A 14,991-nucleotide genomic window follows, 5' to 3' on the forward strand; every position below is an offset into this window, starting at 1 on the left:
AGAAAAAAATGAATAAGAAAATAGGCAACATCTTCAAAGGAGACAAGGTCATCTGGATGGTATTCTTCTTTCTCTGTATGATCAGTATTGTCGAGGTATTCTCTGCTTCGAGCAATCTGACATACAAGAGTCAGAACTATATGGGTCCTATCGTCTTCCATACTGTCACCATCATCCTTGGTGCAGTAGTAGCGGTAGTAACACTAAATATCCCATGCCGATACTTCAAGTTGATGACGCCTTTCTTACTGATTATCACCATCGTGCTGCTACTATGGGTACTGGCAGCAGGTGAGAGGACAGGCGATGCCAGTCGTTGGATCAACATCTTCGGACTGACCTTCCAACCTTCTGAAATCGCCAAAGGCACCATTGTATTGGCAACGGCACAGATTCTCAGTGCCATGCAACGAGAGAACGGAGCCGATAAGAAGGCTTTCAAATACATCCTTTTTATCGTGGTTCCTATTGCGTTCCTCATCATGATTGAGAACCTCTCAACAGCAGCATTGCTGTGCTCGGTTGTATATCTGATGATGATTATCGGACGCGTACCTGCCATACAACTAGCCAAATTGGCTGGCGTGGTGGCTGGTCTTGGTCTGGTGGGCTTGCTCTTCATCATGGCTATAGGTAACGACAACAACGTCACCGTTGACAAGGCAACAACCGAACAAGTGGCTAGCGCCCCCAAGGAGAAAAACAAGATTGAAAAGTTGCTACACCGTGCCGACACTTGGAAATCGCGTATCAAGAAGTTTACAAACAAGCAAGAGATAACCCCCGATCAGTACGACCTTGATAAAGATGCCCAGGTGGCACATGCCAACATCGCTATTGTGTCGAGCAACATTATCGGCAAGGGCCCTGGCCAGTCGGTAGAGCGTGATTTCCTGTCACAGGCATTCTCTGACTTCATCTTTGCCATTGTCATCGAGGAGTTAGGCATCATAGGCGCTACATTCGTTGTGTTCCTTTATATTGTCTTACTCTATCGCACAGCCCGTATCGCCAGCAGGTGTGAGAACAATTTCCCTGCGTTCCTAGCGATGGGTCTGGCATTATTGCTGGTGATTCAGGCGTCATTCAACATGCTTGTAGCCGTTGGTATCGCTCCTGTTACAGGACAGCCACTGCCACTCATCAGCAAAGGTGGTACTTCTACCATCATTAACTGTGCCTATATCGGAGTTATATTAAGTGTTAGCCGTTCTGCGAAAAAAAGGGAAGCAAAAATAGCAGAATAAGAAATTAAATTTGTAATTTTGCACGCAAAAGGAAATAAGATATGGAAGAACTGAGAGTCATCATTAGCGGAGGAGGAACTGGAGGACACATTTTCCCAGCAGTTTCAATAGCGAATGCCATAAAAGCACTTCGTCCAGAAGCCAAGATACTGTTTGTTGGTGCACTTGGTCGCATGGAGATGCAACGTGTACCCGCTGCAGGTTATGAAATCAAAGGCTTACCTATCTGCGGTTTTGATCGTAAGAACTTACTGAAGAACTTTAAGGTTCTTTACAAGATATGGAAGAGTCAGCGCATGGCCAAGAAGATTATCAAGGACTTCAAGCCTCAGGCAGCTGTAGGTGTTGGTGGTTATGCCAGTGGCCCTACACTGAACCAGGCCGCTGCCATGGGTATTCCCTGCCTGATTCAGGAGCAGAACTCCTATGCTGGTGTCACCAACAAGCTGCTGGCAAAGAAAGCCGAGAAGATCTGCGTGGCTTATGAAGGCATGGAGCGTTTCTTCCCAAGCGAGAAGATTATCCTGACTGGCAACCCAGTACGTCAGGCACTCCTCGACACTCAGATTTCGCACGAAGATGCCATCAAAGCGTTCAACTTGGATCCAGCCAAGAAGACCATTCTGCTGGTAGGCGGAAGTCTGGGTGCACGCACCATCAACGAGAGCGTACTTCAGCATCTCGACCTGATAAAAGCCGCCGATGCGCAGTTTATCTGGCAGACAGGCAAGTACTATAGTGCCGAAATTGCAGAACGCCTGAAAGGTGAGCATATCCCCAACCTGGTGGTAACCGACTTTATCACCGACATGGGTGCAGCCTACAAAGCTGCTGACCTGGTTATCAGCCGTGCTGGTGCCAGCAGCATCTCTGAGTTCTGCCTGATTGGAAAACCAGTCATCCTGGTACCAAGTCCGAACGTGGCCGAAGACCATCAGACCAAGAATGCATTGGCACTGGCAAATCGCGATGCCGCCATATACGTGAAGGATGCCGAAGCACCAGCAATGCTGCTAGAGCTGGCTATCAAGACCGTTGCCGACGAGCAGAAGCTCAAGTCGCTCAGCGAGAATGTTCTGAAACTTGCCCTACCAGATTCAGCCGATATTATTGCAAAAGAAGTCATCAAACTGGCAGAAAAGAAATAAACAGATTATGGATTTAAAAGATATAAAAGCAGTATATTTTGTAGGAGCCGGTGGCATCGGTATGAGCGCCATCGCTCGCTACTTTATTAAGAAGGGACTTGTGGTAGCCGGCTACGACAAGACCCCATCCGACCTCACTAAGCATCTTGAATCAGAAGGAATGCTGATTCATTACCATGAAAGTATAGACGACATCCCCCACGAGTGCAAGAAAAAGGAGTCGTGCCTGGTTATCTACACACCAGCGATTCCCGCTGAGCATCAAGAGCTGAAGTTCTTCCGCGAGAATGGTTTCGAGATTCAGAAGCGCGCTCAGGTACTCGGTACACTTACCGAGAGCCACAAAGGTCTCTGTGTTGCAGGAACTCATGGCAAGACCACCACTTCTACGATGTGCGCTCATATCATGCACCAGAGCCACCTGGACTGCAATGCCTTCTTAGGTGGTATCTCCAAGAACTATGGCACCAACTATATCTTGTCTGATTCAGACTATGTAGTCATTGAGGCTGACGAATTCGACCGCTCATTCCATTGGCTTCGCCCTTGGATGACAGTCATCACTGCCACCGACCCAGACCACTTGGATATCTATGGCACCAAAGAGGCCTACTTAGAGAGTTTCCGTCATTATACAGAACTTATCCAACCAGGTGGCGCACTCATCATCCATCGCGGATTGGAGATGCAGGAAAACATACAGGCTGACGTACGCCGTTACGACTACAGTCTGACAGAAGGAGACTTTCACGCAGAGAACATCTGCATTGAGAATGGCGAGATAATCTTCGATTTCATTTCGCCTATCGAGAGCATTAAAGGCGTACAACTGGGACAGCCTGTGCCCATCAACATCGAGAATGGTATTGCCGCTATGGCCATGGCGCAACTGAATGGTTGCACCGCCGAGGAGCTCAAATACGGCATGCAGACATACGGTGGTGTTGACCGTCGCTTCGACTTTAAGATCAAGAACAACAAAATGGTTTTCTTGAGCGACTATGCCCACCATCCAAAAGAAATCTACCAAAGTGCGAAGAGCATTCGTGAGCTGTATAAAGATAAGCACATCACAGCCATCTTCCAGCCACACCTCTATACCCGTACGCGCGATTTCTATAAGGATTTTGCCGACGCCCTTAGTCAGCTCGACGAGGTGATACTCACAGAGATATACCCCGCCCGCGAACTACCTATCGAGGGTGTAACCTCAAAACTCATCTATGACAACCTGAAACCAGGTGTCAAAAAAGAGATGATTCAGAAGGCAGAGGTGCTCGACTATATCAAGAGCCACGACTTCGAAGTGCTGATTGTACTTGGAGCTGGCGACCTTGACAATCAGGTGCCTCAGATAACCACTATATTAAATAGCAAATTATAACATAACTCAATGTCCTTCAATTGGAAACAGATCCTCATCGTAGTTTGCAACATTCTCGTTGGCATCTACCTGGTATTGGCCGTCACAGCTTTCAATAGCCCCGACGAAGCCATGGCCAAGGAGTGCACCGAGGTGAAAATCGACATCGAAAAAGAGTCGATGGAGGGATTCTTGAATCCAGGCGAAGTCAAAAAGTTACTCTCTCAGCATAAGTTATACCCACTCTCCCAGCCTATGAGCACCATTTCGCCAAGAAAGATGGAGGAGAACTTAATGAAAAGTCCTTTCATCGAGAAGGCAGAATGCTACAAGACATTGAGTGGACATGTATGCATCGGTATCAAGCAGCGCATACCTGTCATCCGTGTGATGGCGGATAATGGCGACAGCTACTATCTCGACAATCATGGCAACATCATGCCACAGGCAGGCTATGCTACCGACATTCTGATAGCAACGGGTCATATCTCCAAGAAATACGCTCAGAACACCTTGTCAAAGGTAGCCAACCACATTGTCGGCAGCAGTTTCTGGCGCAATCAGACCGTGCAGTTGAACGTACTGCCCAACGGCACCCTTGAGATGGTACCGCGTGTTGGCGAGCATATCGTCTTTCTTGGTTCACCGACACATATCGACAACAAGCTTGAACGCCTACGCAAGTTCTACATCTATGGTTTGAACAAGGCCGGTTGGAACAAGTATAACTATATCAATATGGAGTTCAACAACCAGATTATATGTAAAAGGAATAACAGATAAATGATTAAATAAGAGATGGCAGCAAAGGATTTTATTGTAGCAATTGAACTCGGTTCATCCAAAGTAACCGGAATCGCGGGACAGAAGAATCTCGACGGCAGCATCAACGTGCTTGCAGTAGTCAAAGAGAATTCTTCGTCATTCATCCGCAAAGGTGTGGTTTACAACATCGACAAGACCGCACAGTGCCTTACCAGTATCATCAAGAAACTGGAGAATCAGCTCAAGACGCAAATCACTCAGGTCTATGTTGGCGTTGGCGGACAGTCAATCCGTAGCGTCAGAAACGTTGTAACTAAGGATCTTCCCGGCGAAACCATCATCACACAAGACATGGTGATAGAGTTGATGGATGCCAACCGCAATATGACCTACCAAGACCAAGAGATTCTCGACGCTGCCGTACAGGAATACAAGGTGGGCACTCAGTTCCAGCTCGACCCTGTTGGTATTCAGTCCACCCACCTCGAGGGTCACTTCCTTAACATCTTAGAGCGCAAGGCCTTCTATCGCAACCTGAATGTGTGCTTCGAGACAGCAGGCATCAACGTTGCCGAGATGTATCTGGCACCTTTAGCGCTGGCCGATAGCGTACTGACAGAAGTTGAGAAACGTTCTGGCTGTGCACTCGTTGATATCGGTTCCGACACCACGACAGTATCTGTTTATTCTAAGAACATCCTTCGCCATCTCGCTGTCATTCCTCTTGGAAGCAACAATATCACTAAGGATATTGCCACCCTCCAGATGGAGGAGAGTGATGCCGAAAAGATGAAATTGAAATACGGCTCGGCTTATACCGACAATAACGACATCGACAATGAACTTAAATACTCTATCGACCCAGAACGCCAGATAGAGAGCCGGAAGTTTATAGAGATTGTTGAAGGTCGTATGGAAGAAATCATTGAGAATGTATGGTATCAGATTCCTTCTGATTACTACGACAAGTTACTTGGCGGTATCATCCTGACTGGTGGTGGCTCTAACATGAAGAATATTGAGAAAGCCTTCATCAACCACACCCACGTTGATAAGATTCGCATTGCCAAGTTCGTAACCCAGACCATACAGACCACCAACGAGGATATCAAGGCCCGCAACGGCATGATGAACACCGTATTAGGTCTGTTGGCCAAAGGCGATATTAACTGCGCCGGCGATGCCTTTGATCCTAACGGCGATCTGTTCGCCAGTCAGAGACCTCAGCCCAGTCATCCTACTAACGACCAGCGCCCAGCACGCCAAGCTACCGACATCCCTGCCGGTGTGATCCGCACCGAAGCCGAGAAGCAGAAGGCCGAGGAGGAGCGCCGCCGCCAGCAAGAGGAGGAAGAGCGTGCACGCCTGGAAGAGGAGCGCCGCCAGCAGGAGGAGCAGGCACGCATCCGTAAGGAGAACAGCTTCTGGAACAAAGCCCTGAAGGGTATCAAGAAGTTTGGAAAACAAATCGTTGAAGAAGAAGATTAATTAGAAGAGCATTATGGAGAACAATATGAATATGGATATTCTGGACTTCGGATCACCGGAGAAGGAGCACAGCATTATCAAAGTGATTGGTGTTGGCGGTGGCGGCGGCAATGCAGTAAACCACATGTACCGTGAGGGTATTCACGACGTTACATTCGTACTTTGCAACACCGACAACCAGGCACTTAACGACTCACCCGTACCCGTACATCTCCAGTTGGGTAAGGAAGGATTAGGTGCAGGCAACAAGCCGGAGAAGGCCCGTCAGGCAGCCGAGGAGAGTATTGAAGATATACGCGCCATGCTGAACGACGGCACTCGTATGGCATTCATTACTGCAGGTATGGGTGGCGGCACAGGAACTGGAGCTGCCCCTGTCATCGCTCGTGTATCTAAGGAGTTGGGCATACTTACCGTAGGTATTGTCACCATCCCCTTCCGCTTTGAGGGCGACCGTAAGATCGACCAAGCGCTCGACGGTGTTGAAGAGATGTCAAAACATGTTGACGCCCTGCTGGTGATCAATAATGAACGCCTGCGTGAGATATACCCCGAGCTCTCTGTTCTCGATGCATTCGGCAAAGCCGATGACACCCTGAGTGTGGCAGCCAAGTCAATTGCAGAGATCATCACTGTACATGGTTTGATCAACCTCGACTTCAACGACGTGAAGACCGTACTGAAGGATGGTGGTGTAGCCATCATGTCAACAGGTTATGGCGAAGGCGAAGGCCGTGTCAAGAAAGCCATCGAAGATGCCCTGAACTCACCACTGCTCAACGACAACGATATCTTCAACTCTAAGAAGATTCTGCTTTCTATCTCGTTTGCAGGCTCTAAGGACGGACAGTCATCACTGATGATGGAAGAGATGAACGATGTAAACGACTTCATGGCTAAGTTTGGCAACGACTTTGAAATCAAGTGGGGACTTGCCACCGACCTCGAACTGGGCAAGAAGGTAAAGGTAACCATCTTGGCAACAGGTTTCGGCATCGAGAATGTAGATGGTATGAACGGACACTTGAAGAAGCACAGTCAGGAGGACATCAACCGTATCGCTGCCGAACAGGAGAAAGCTGCCGAGCGCCAAGACCGCCGCAACCGCTATTATGGCGGCGAGGGAGCCACAAGACGCTACAAGCGCCGCCCCAACATCTACCTGTTCCGTCCGGAAGATCTGGACAACGATGATGTCATCTCAGCAGTAGAGCAGACTCCTACCTACAAGCGTACACGAGAGATCCTTGACAGCATCAACTCTCAGGCCAGCAATATCAGCGAAGTAACAACCTTCGATGAGCCCGCTCAGGATTCACAGGAGCCCATCCAAGGCACCATCAAATTTATGTAAGAAACGCCTATTGATATAAGGCTTGCAATACTTCTATCGACTTCATCTCTGGGAAATCCGGCAGATGGAGTCGATAATATTTTAGCGACACTTCCAACAAGCGGTTGCGCTCCTGGTGCGACATGCGGAACAGATGCATGGTAGGAAAGTCCATGCGCATCATCAACTGCACTTTTCGCGATTCGTCGGGGAAAAGGAAATCACGATGCACAGGAGGGTGCCCTACAAAAACACTCTCACGCAAATCAAAATAATCACCATCCTTGTAGTCATCAAGATTCGGATAAAAGCCCAGGAATCGCGTCAGTCGCAACAAAAACACCAGATGGAAATTAGCAAATCTATCTTGCTGACCGTCTAGCCACAGGATACTATTCTCCAGATAGTCGTAGAGCAATTCATTATGCTGTTCCGAACGGAGCGCATAGTACAGAAACTCGGCCACAAACAACGAGATAGCCAACTTATCTGCCTCAAAAGGGATGGATGTAAACGGGCTCATCAATCTCACATCATGCAGTTTCTGCAATTGCAATCTCGGCCGGATATCAGTTTCAATCTCCAGGAGGGTGAGAGGCTGAAAGAACTGCTTCTTCATTCTGCCATTTGGCGACTTAGGAATGCTGACAATAAAAGACTGCCTACCAAACACTCTGGTAAACATATCTACTATCAATCTGGTCTCGCCATACTTGATAGCATGCAACACAATTGCCTGCGATTTCGTCAACATTTGGTGCAAAGGTACATAAAATATTCGAAAAATGTTATTTTTTACTAAAAAGATTTGGTAGAATAAAAAAATAATAGTACTTTTGCACCCGCATTTTACGCGATGGTCCCTTCGTCTATCGGTTAGGACGAGAGATTTTCATTCTCTAAAGAGGAGTTCGACTCTCCTAGGGACTACAAAATTTAAATCTGTCATCTGCACAGCCATGTGCTACCAGCCTTCCGGATGGGATAAGGTGGCGGAGGGCTTGGAAAATTAAAGAATTGAAAGATTCAAAAACTGAAGAGCCCGCCTAGGGCAGCCTATATGACGTAAGACCCATAAGCTTTATAATTAACAATTAAAAAACATTCAAAAACATGGCAAATCACAAGTCATCAGTGAAGAGAATCCGTCAGGAGAAGAAAAGAGCCCTTCACAACCACTACTACGCAAAGACAATGCGTAACGCAGTTCGCAAGCTCCGTGCTACCACAAACAAGGAAGAGGCAGTAGCTCTGTTCCCAAAAGTTCAGAAGATGCTGGACAAGTTGGCTAAGACCAACATTATCCACAAGAACAAGGCAGCCAACTTGAAGTCAAGCCTTGCACTGCACGTAAACAAGCTGGGATAATAAAACACCCAACAATAAGAACAAGCCGTAGCCCCTCTGGGGTTGCGGCTTTCTTTTTTCAGTTTTTTAGCAGATAAACTACGTTTATCTGAAGTTTTTTTTGTACCTTTGCCCAAAATTATGCAATTAATAACAAAATGACAGAAGAACAACTGAATCAAGAACAGAACCTTCAGTCGCAGGCTGAAGGGGAAAGCAACTACTCGGCGAGTAACATTCAGGTACTCGAGGGTCTGGAAGCTGTACGTAAGCGCCCTGCTATGTACATCGGCGACATCAGTGAAAAGGGTCTCCACCATCTTGTAAACGAAACCGTTGATAACTCTATCGACGAGGCGATGGCAGGCTATTGCACCCACATCGAAGTAACAATCAATGAAGATAACTCTATCACCGTTCAAGATAATGGACGTGGTATCCCTGTAGATGAGCATGAGAAGATGCACAAGAGCGCACTTGAAGTAGTTATGACAGTGCTTCATGCCGGCGGTAAGTTCGACAAAGGCTCTTATAAGGTTTCAGGCGGTCTGCATGGTGTAGGTGTCAGTTGTGTTAACGCCCTCTCTACCCATATGATGTCTCAGGTATTCCGCAATGGTCACATCTATCAGCAGGAATACGAAAAGGGTAAGCCTCTTTACGATGTAAAGATTGTAGGCGACACCGACAAGACAGGAACACGCCAGCAGTTCTGGCCCGATGGCAGTATCTTTACTACTACCGAATACAAGTATGACATCATCGCTAAGCGTATGCGTGAGTTGGCTTACCTCAATGCCGGTATCACCATCACACTGAGCGACTTGCGTCCTGACGACGAGGGTAACATCCGTCAGCCCGAGGTATTCCACGCCAAAGAAGGCTTGAAGGAGTTTGTGCGCTACGTGGATCGTCACCGCACATCTATCATCGGTGATCCCATCTGTCTGAAGACCGAGAAGGATGGCGTACCCATCGAGGTTGCATTGCTTTACAACAGCGACTATTCAGAGAACATCCACTCTTACGTTAACAATATCAACACCATCGAGGGTGGTACCCACCTCACAGGTTTCCGCATTGCCTTGGCTCGTGCCTTGAAGAAGTATGCTGACGAAGACGATCAGTTGCGCAAGCAGATTGAAAAGGCCAAGATTGAGGTTGCTCAGGACGACTTCCGCGAGGGTCTTACCGCCATCATCTCAGTAAAAGTTGCTGAGCCTCAGTTCGAGGGTCAGACCAAGACTAAGCTTGGTAACAGCGAGGTAAATGGTGCTGTACAGAAGGCTGTTGGTGAGGCTATGAACAACTACCTGGAGGAGCATCCAAAAGAGGCTCACACCATCTGTGAGAAGGTTATCTTGGCTGCTACAGCACGCATCGCTGCCCGCAAGGCTCGCGAGAGTGTTCAGCGCAAGAATCCTATGAGCGGTGGTGGCCTGCCCGGTAAGTTGGCCGACTGTTCCAACAAAGATCCTAAGGAGTGTGAGATTTTCCTCGTCGAGGGAGACTCGGCCGGTGGTTCCGCCAAGCAGGGTCGCGACCGTCACTTCCAGGCCATCCTGCCTCTGCGTGGTAAGATTCTGAACGTAGAGAAGGTTCAGTGGCACCGCGTATTCGAAGCAGAGTCAGTCATGAACATCATTCAGAGTATCGGCGTACGCTTCGGTGTTGACGGCGAAGACTCAAAGGATGCCAATATCGACAAGTTGCGTTACGATAAGATTATCATCATGACCGACGCCGATGTCGATGGTTCTCACATCGACACACTGATCATGACACTCTTCTATCGCTTTATGCCACAGGTTATTCAGGGAGGTCACCTCTATATCGCTACTCCACCACTCTACAAATGTACTTATAAGAAGACCTCTGAGTACTGCTACACCGAGCAGCAGCGCCAAGCCTTTATCGATAAGTATGTAGCTGGTAATGGCGACGACAAGGCCCTGCACACCCAGCGTTACAAAGGTCTTGGTGAGATGAACCCAGAGCAACTTTGGGAGACTACTATGAACCCAGAGAATCGCTTGCTCAAGCAGGTTACCATCGAGAATGCAGCCGAGGCCGACGAGATCTTCTCAATGCTGATGGGCGACGACGTAGAACCACGCCGTGAGTTCATCGAGAAGAACGCCACATACGCCAATATCGACGCATAAAAATACGTCAGACACAATAGCAAAACAACTTGTTTTGTAGCGTAAAAGATAGTCTTTTTCTATTCAAGAAGCTATCTCTTACAAAGCAAAACAAGTTGTTTTGTTTTTATACATGTATCATATTAGAAGTGATACTTTACGTATTCTACCACATCATCATGCGAAGGTTGCGCTGGGCAGCGGAGCGCATATCCTTTATCTTATCGTTATACTCTTTGTTTTCGGTAGCTTCCAGGAATCGGTTGAAATAGTCTTTAGCCTTGTCGCGTTGCTTTAGTTGGAAGTAACACTGTCCCATCAGGTAGGTGAGCTCGTTTACATCTTTCTCCTCGGCATAACGCATACACTCCTGTAACTCCTCCAAACGGAAATCGGGCTCTGACTTTAGTTTAAAAGCCTCAGCCAATTCCTTATGCAAACGGAATAGGGTCTGACGATCGGGCATAAGTAGTTTCTTAGCCTCATCGAGATACGACAAAGCCTCAGCACCAAGGCCTACCCTGTTGCTGACAATTCCTAATATAAAAAGGCAATAGGGATGATGGTCGTTCTTATCATAGGCACGATACAGATAATCGTAGGCTGTAGAGTTATCGCCCATGCGCTGATAAGTTAAGCCTAAGGTATAGAGCGTACCAAAACAGGTATCGCCAACAGCCTCGAGTTTTTTCAGCTCCTGTAGGGCAAGGTCATAATTACCTATATTATAATAGGCCTCGGCCAGCTGACGGTTAATCAGGATGTGAGTTGAATCGCGTTCAACGTACTTCTTGCAGATGTCGATAACCTTCTTTGGGAAAGTTTTACGTCCCATATCGCCCTGCCAACCATTGTTCAGTCTAGGCGTATAATCTACAATCAACTGTGCATCGTAAGGATTGCTCTTCAGCATCTCGTCAGCCCAATAGGCCAAGGAATCGTTCTGACCAAGCTGAGCAAAATTGCTGTAGTAAAGGTGCATATCATCTGCGTTTAGGCTATCAGTAGGAATCTGTCGCAGACAATTGATACTCTTGTTAAAGTACCCACGCGATGCCAAGCGTACGGCATTAGTGCGTAACTCGTCGGCTGTTTGTGCTGAGATGGTGGATAGCGAACAGAGGATAGTGAATAATGCTATAACGAATCTTTTCATTGTTGTTTCTCCTTTTCTAATAATGTTTTAAGTTTATCGATAGCCAGCGTGATGCTGATATTCTTAGCGATGATGCGACCAGAGCGGTCAACGAGATAGTTATGGGGAATGGTTTGGATATCAAGAGCCTGATACTCGGGATACATTGCTCTCTTCTTATCATCGTAGGCATAATAATTGTAAATCTTGTAGGGGCGATCGGTTTGGGTGGCATCTTTGTTGCGCAGATCTTTCTCCTTTACGGTGCTCCACCACTGTTTGCGATTCTCGTCTATACCTATCAGGCACACAGCCAAGTCATCGCTAAACTCCTGTGCAGCATAGCGGATATTGGGCATCTGAGCCATACAAGGCTGGCACCACGATGCCCAGAAATCTACCAAAACGTATTTCCCACGAAATTCATTAACGTTAGGCTTCGCCCCGTTATAAAGGCGCAAGTTCATGTAGTCGCCAACCTTCAAAGGCCTTACTTTTACTTTTTCTTCTTCTTTCTGGAATCGCTCACTATACGTTCGTAGTTGCATACCAGCCCATATCTCAAAACTCTGTGCCGACATATATGTCCCCATCGTGCTATCGTTTACAAAGGCTTTCATAGGTGGATAATCAGGGAATCGCACTAACAGCGAGTTCATCATATCGTCAACCTCCTTCTCGGTATAAGGATAAAGCGTTGGATTCCTGCGGAAAGAGTAGAACACATCACCTGCAGCCTCAATCACACTATACGGACTTTTACCAGTACAGGCATAATCCAGGATATAGCGTTCAAGCTTATTTTTCTCCTGTTTGGCTATGGCGCGGATAGAATCACACTGGGCGTCGGAAAGGTTATAGAGCTGCGACATGTTATTCTGATTGAGATATACCTGACGAAGACTATCGTACCTACATTGATAATGTACCATTTCGAGTGTTGATGGCGAACCCTGCACCTTATCGATATAGCGAAGACCAAATCCATCATCTTCATCACCAATGCGAATACTCAGACTATCGCCACCCTTTACAACGATAGGCACACACTGCGGCCCGCGCCGTTGAAGCATCAGGTTTACGTTATACTCATAAGGCACATAGCCGTGCATGGTGCCCTCGCGATGCAACGAGTCGAAACTGATAGAGTCGTGCAGTTGCATCTCGCGTTCAATCATCGAGTACATATACATTTTTTGTGGTTCGCTGGCGATGGCCGAATCAATCTTCACCGTTACCGCAAACCTATTCTCAGGCACTCCCACCCACTTCTGGGCCGAAACGCCTATGGCCTCAAATGCCATCAATGTCACTAATACAAACTTTTTCATTCTAACATGATTTTGGTTTATCGGTGGCAAAGGTATATAAAAACTCCGATAGCCTGATGCTACCGGAGTTTGCAAATAGTTTGCATTTGGAGTTTAGAGGGTGCGAATTACTTCGTCCCAGTCTTTTGCACTAGCTTTTTTGCCAAATGTCTTTTCGTATAGACGACTGCGAACGGTTGAGATGGCAGCCTTGCTGCGGAGGGTGAGCGTGGCAATTCTAACAGGTTCGAAACCTGCTTTGAGTAGCAGACTGACGTGCAGCTCGTGGGTAGATGGATGACACAGATGCATCAACCTGCCTGTGAATCCATCATATACCTCATCGATGGCCTCCGACAGATTTATCCAATCCTCATCTGTTGGGTGCTCACTATCAGGCAGCGTTGTCAGGCGTTGCCATATCTCAGTACTCTCTATCGTTTGTTCAGCTCGTTTTATCTCTTCAACGTCGGTCTTGGCATAGTTCTTTTTCAACTGTTGCAGGTGCTGGATACGCATCTCCATCAGTTCCTGGCGGCGGCGATGGCGCTGGATATAGGTAGCAAAGAGCACTACGATAATCACCACCACAGCAATACCTATTATAATAATAGACAGTTTAAAGTTGTTGTCGGCTTTCAGCTGCACGTTTTCTTCGGCCTGTTTCTGATTGTTGTAGAAAGCGTCGGCTTGGGCGATGGCCTCGTTGTTGGCAATAAAGTTCAGCTCATCGTTCAAATCCTTGTAACGTGTGAAATGATCCTCGGCCTCGGCAGCTTTGCCTTGTTGGATAGCGATATGAGCTAGAATCTCATGCACATCACGCTTACTTACCGAGTTGCCCTCTTCCATCACTCGCTGACCAAAATAGAGTGCAGAATCAATCCTGCCAGTGTGGTAATATACGCTTGCTAACAAGGCATCAACCTTATGACGCCCGCCTTGCATATGCTTATCCTTCAGGGGCAGAGCCAATCCCTTAGCAGCACTATACTGTCCGCTTTCGCAGTAATAGGTAGCCATGTCGAGCCTCAGCTCGTCCTGCTCGTTAATCAGTCCTGCTTTTGTAGCCAACACGTAGGCATCGTTCAGATTCGACAGCATTCCTCGTGGCACACGTTGCACCTTGAACGACTGACTGATATAGCGCATAGCCTGTATCATGTTAAGCGTGTCGCCCTGATTTTCGGCATAGTGCAGAATGTAATTAGCATAGCGATTGGCCACATCGGGCATATTCTGGCGCAGCAGCAGTTTCACCATCCTTTCGTATAAATCGATATGCTGAGGCGTGATTTCGGTTGGCAACAGCTCTTCGGCCTTATGATAATAGGCGATTGCCTTAGGACCATCGCTGCAGTTAGCTGCTATTGAACCAGCTATGATATAACTACGTATCAGTTTTTTCTTATCGCCTACCTCCTCGTAATAATCCACTATTTCGTCAGCTGCCTTGAAGTTGCGTTCGGGCGACAGCTCGTTGTTCATCTCAAGTGCCAACAGCATATAATAATGCTTCACATAATCGGCACAATTATCCGTCTGTCCCTTCAGTTGGGCCAGTTCTTTTCGAGCTAAGTCGCGATTATGCCGATGATCAATCTTGTCGAGCTCGTGGTAATAATATTTGTTGCCGGTATAATGGCAACCCGATAAGAGCGTGATGGCAAACATTACCATCAATCCTTGAAAACATATCTTTTTCACTATT

The 14,991-nt window shown here is 47.3% G+C and carries 12 protein-coding genes and 1 tRNA gene; 9 read left to right on the forward strand and 4 right to left on the reverse strand.

The annotated features are described in order from the left end of the window. Positions 1–8: 8 nt before the first annotated feature. The 6 genes from T360_RS0106760 to ftsZ are packed head-to-tail and all read left to right on the forward strand — an operon-like array spanning position 9 to position 7,365. Positions 9–1,247, forward strand: coding sequence for an FtsW/RodA/SpoVE family cell cycle protein (locus tag T360_RS0106760; protein WP_028912110.1), 1,239 nt, complete (start codon positions 9–11; stop codon positions 1,245–1,247). A 41-nt stretch (positions 1,248–1,288) separates the two neighbouring features. Then, complete coding sequence (gene murG, locus T360_RS0106765) at positions 1,289–2,395, forward strand: undecaprenyldiphospho-muramoylpentapeptide beta-N-acetylglucosaminyltransferase (RefSeq protein ID WP_028912111.1); 1,107 nt, start codon at positions 1,289–1,291, stop codon at positions 2,393–2,395. 7 nt (positions 2,396–2,402) lie between these two features. Beyond that, positions 2,403–3,779: a UDP-N-acetylmuramate--L-alanine ligase gene (murC, locus tag T360_RS0106770; protein ID WP_028912112.1), complete on the forward strand. Its 1,377-nt coding sequence runs from the start codon at positions 2,403–2,405 to the stop codon at positions 3,777–3,779. A gap of 9 nt (positions 3,780–3,788) precedes the next feature. Then, entirely contained in the window at positions 3,789–4,541 is a 753-nt protein-coding gene (locus tag T360_RS0106775; protein ID WP_028912113.1) for a cell division protein FtsQ/DivIB, read from the forward strand. A gap of 15 nt (positions 4,542–4,556) precedes the next feature. Then, positions 4,557–6,011 (forward strand): cell division protein FtsA, encoded by a 1,455-nt coding sequence (gene ftsA, locus T360_RS0106780; protein ID WP_028912114.1) that lies wholly within the window; start codon positions 4,557–4,559, stop codon positions 6,009–6,011. A 25-nt stretch (positions 6,012–6,036) separates the two neighbouring features. Further along, a complete protein-coding gene (ftsZ, locus tag T360_RS0106785) occupies positions 6,037–7,365 on the forward strand; it encodes a cell division protein FtsZ (protein ID WP_369793497.1) in 1,329 nt (442 codons plus the stop codon). Positions 7,366–7,372: 7 nt separating this feature from the next. Here the strand turns inward: ftsZ and recO are convergent, their stop codons facing one another. Then, on the reverse strand, positions 7,373–8,098 hold the full coding sequence (recO, locus tag T360_RS0106790) for a DNA repair protein RecO (RefSeq protein WP_028912116.1): 726 nt from the start codon (positions 8,096–8,098) through the stop codon (positions 7,373–7,375). Between the two features lie 104 nt (positions 8,099–8,202). On the opposite strand from recO, the gene T360_RS16150 reads away from it, so the two are divergent. From T360_RS16150 to gyrB, 3 genes are all read left to right on the forward strand, one after another. Further along, positions 8,203–8,274, forward strand: a tRNA-Glu gene (locus tag T360_RS16150). A 183-nt stretch (positions 8,275–8,457) separates the two neighbouring features. After that, entirely contained in the window at positions 8,458–8,712 is a 255-nt protein-coding gene (gene rpsT, locus T360_RS0106795; protein ID WP_028912117.1) for a 30S ribosomal protein S20, read from the forward strand. Positions 8,713–8,849: 137 nt separating this feature from the next. Then, positions 8,850–10,856 carry a DNA topoisomerase (ATP-hydrolyzing) subunit B gene (gyrB, locus tag T360_RS0106800; protein ID WP_051523450.1) on the forward strand — a complete coding sequence of 669 codons (2,007 nt, stop codon included), beginning with the start codon at positions 8,850–8,852 and terminating at the stop codon, positions 10,854–10,856. 145 nt (positions 10,857–11,001) lie between these two features. Here gyrB and T360_RS0106805 read toward each other — a convergent pair whose 3' ends face one another. The 3 genes from T360_RS0106805 to T360_RS0106815 form a co-directional block, all read right to left on the reverse strand. Then, positions 11,002–11,991: a lipopolysaccharide assembly protein LapB gene (locus tag T360_RS0106805; RefSeq protein WP_028912119.1), complete on the reverse strand. Its 990-nt coding sequence runs from the start codon at positions 11,989–11,991 to the stop codon at positions 11,002–11,004. Continuing rightward, positions 11,988–13,301, reverse strand: a complete 1,314-nt coding sequence (locus T360_RS0106810) for a TlpA disulfide reductase family protein (protein WP_028912120.1) — start codon at positions 13,299–13,301, stop codon at positions 11,988–11,990. Before T360_RS0106810 ends, T360_RS0106805 begins: the two co-directional genes overlap by 4 nt. 93 nt (positions 13,302–13,394) lie before the next feature. Next, positions 13,395–14,987: a hypothetical protein gene (locus T360_RS0106815; protein WP_155949404.1), complete on the reverse strand. Its 1,593-nt coding sequence runs from the start codon at positions 14,985–14,987 to the stop codon at positions 13,395–13,397. Positions 14,988–14,991 lie beyond the last annotated feature (4 nt).

The sequence above is a fragment of the Prevotella sp. MA2016 genome, from assembly GCF_000619825.1.
Classification (GTDB): domain Bacteria; phylum Bacteroidota; class Bacteroidia; order Bacteroidales; family Bacteroidaceae; genus Prevotella.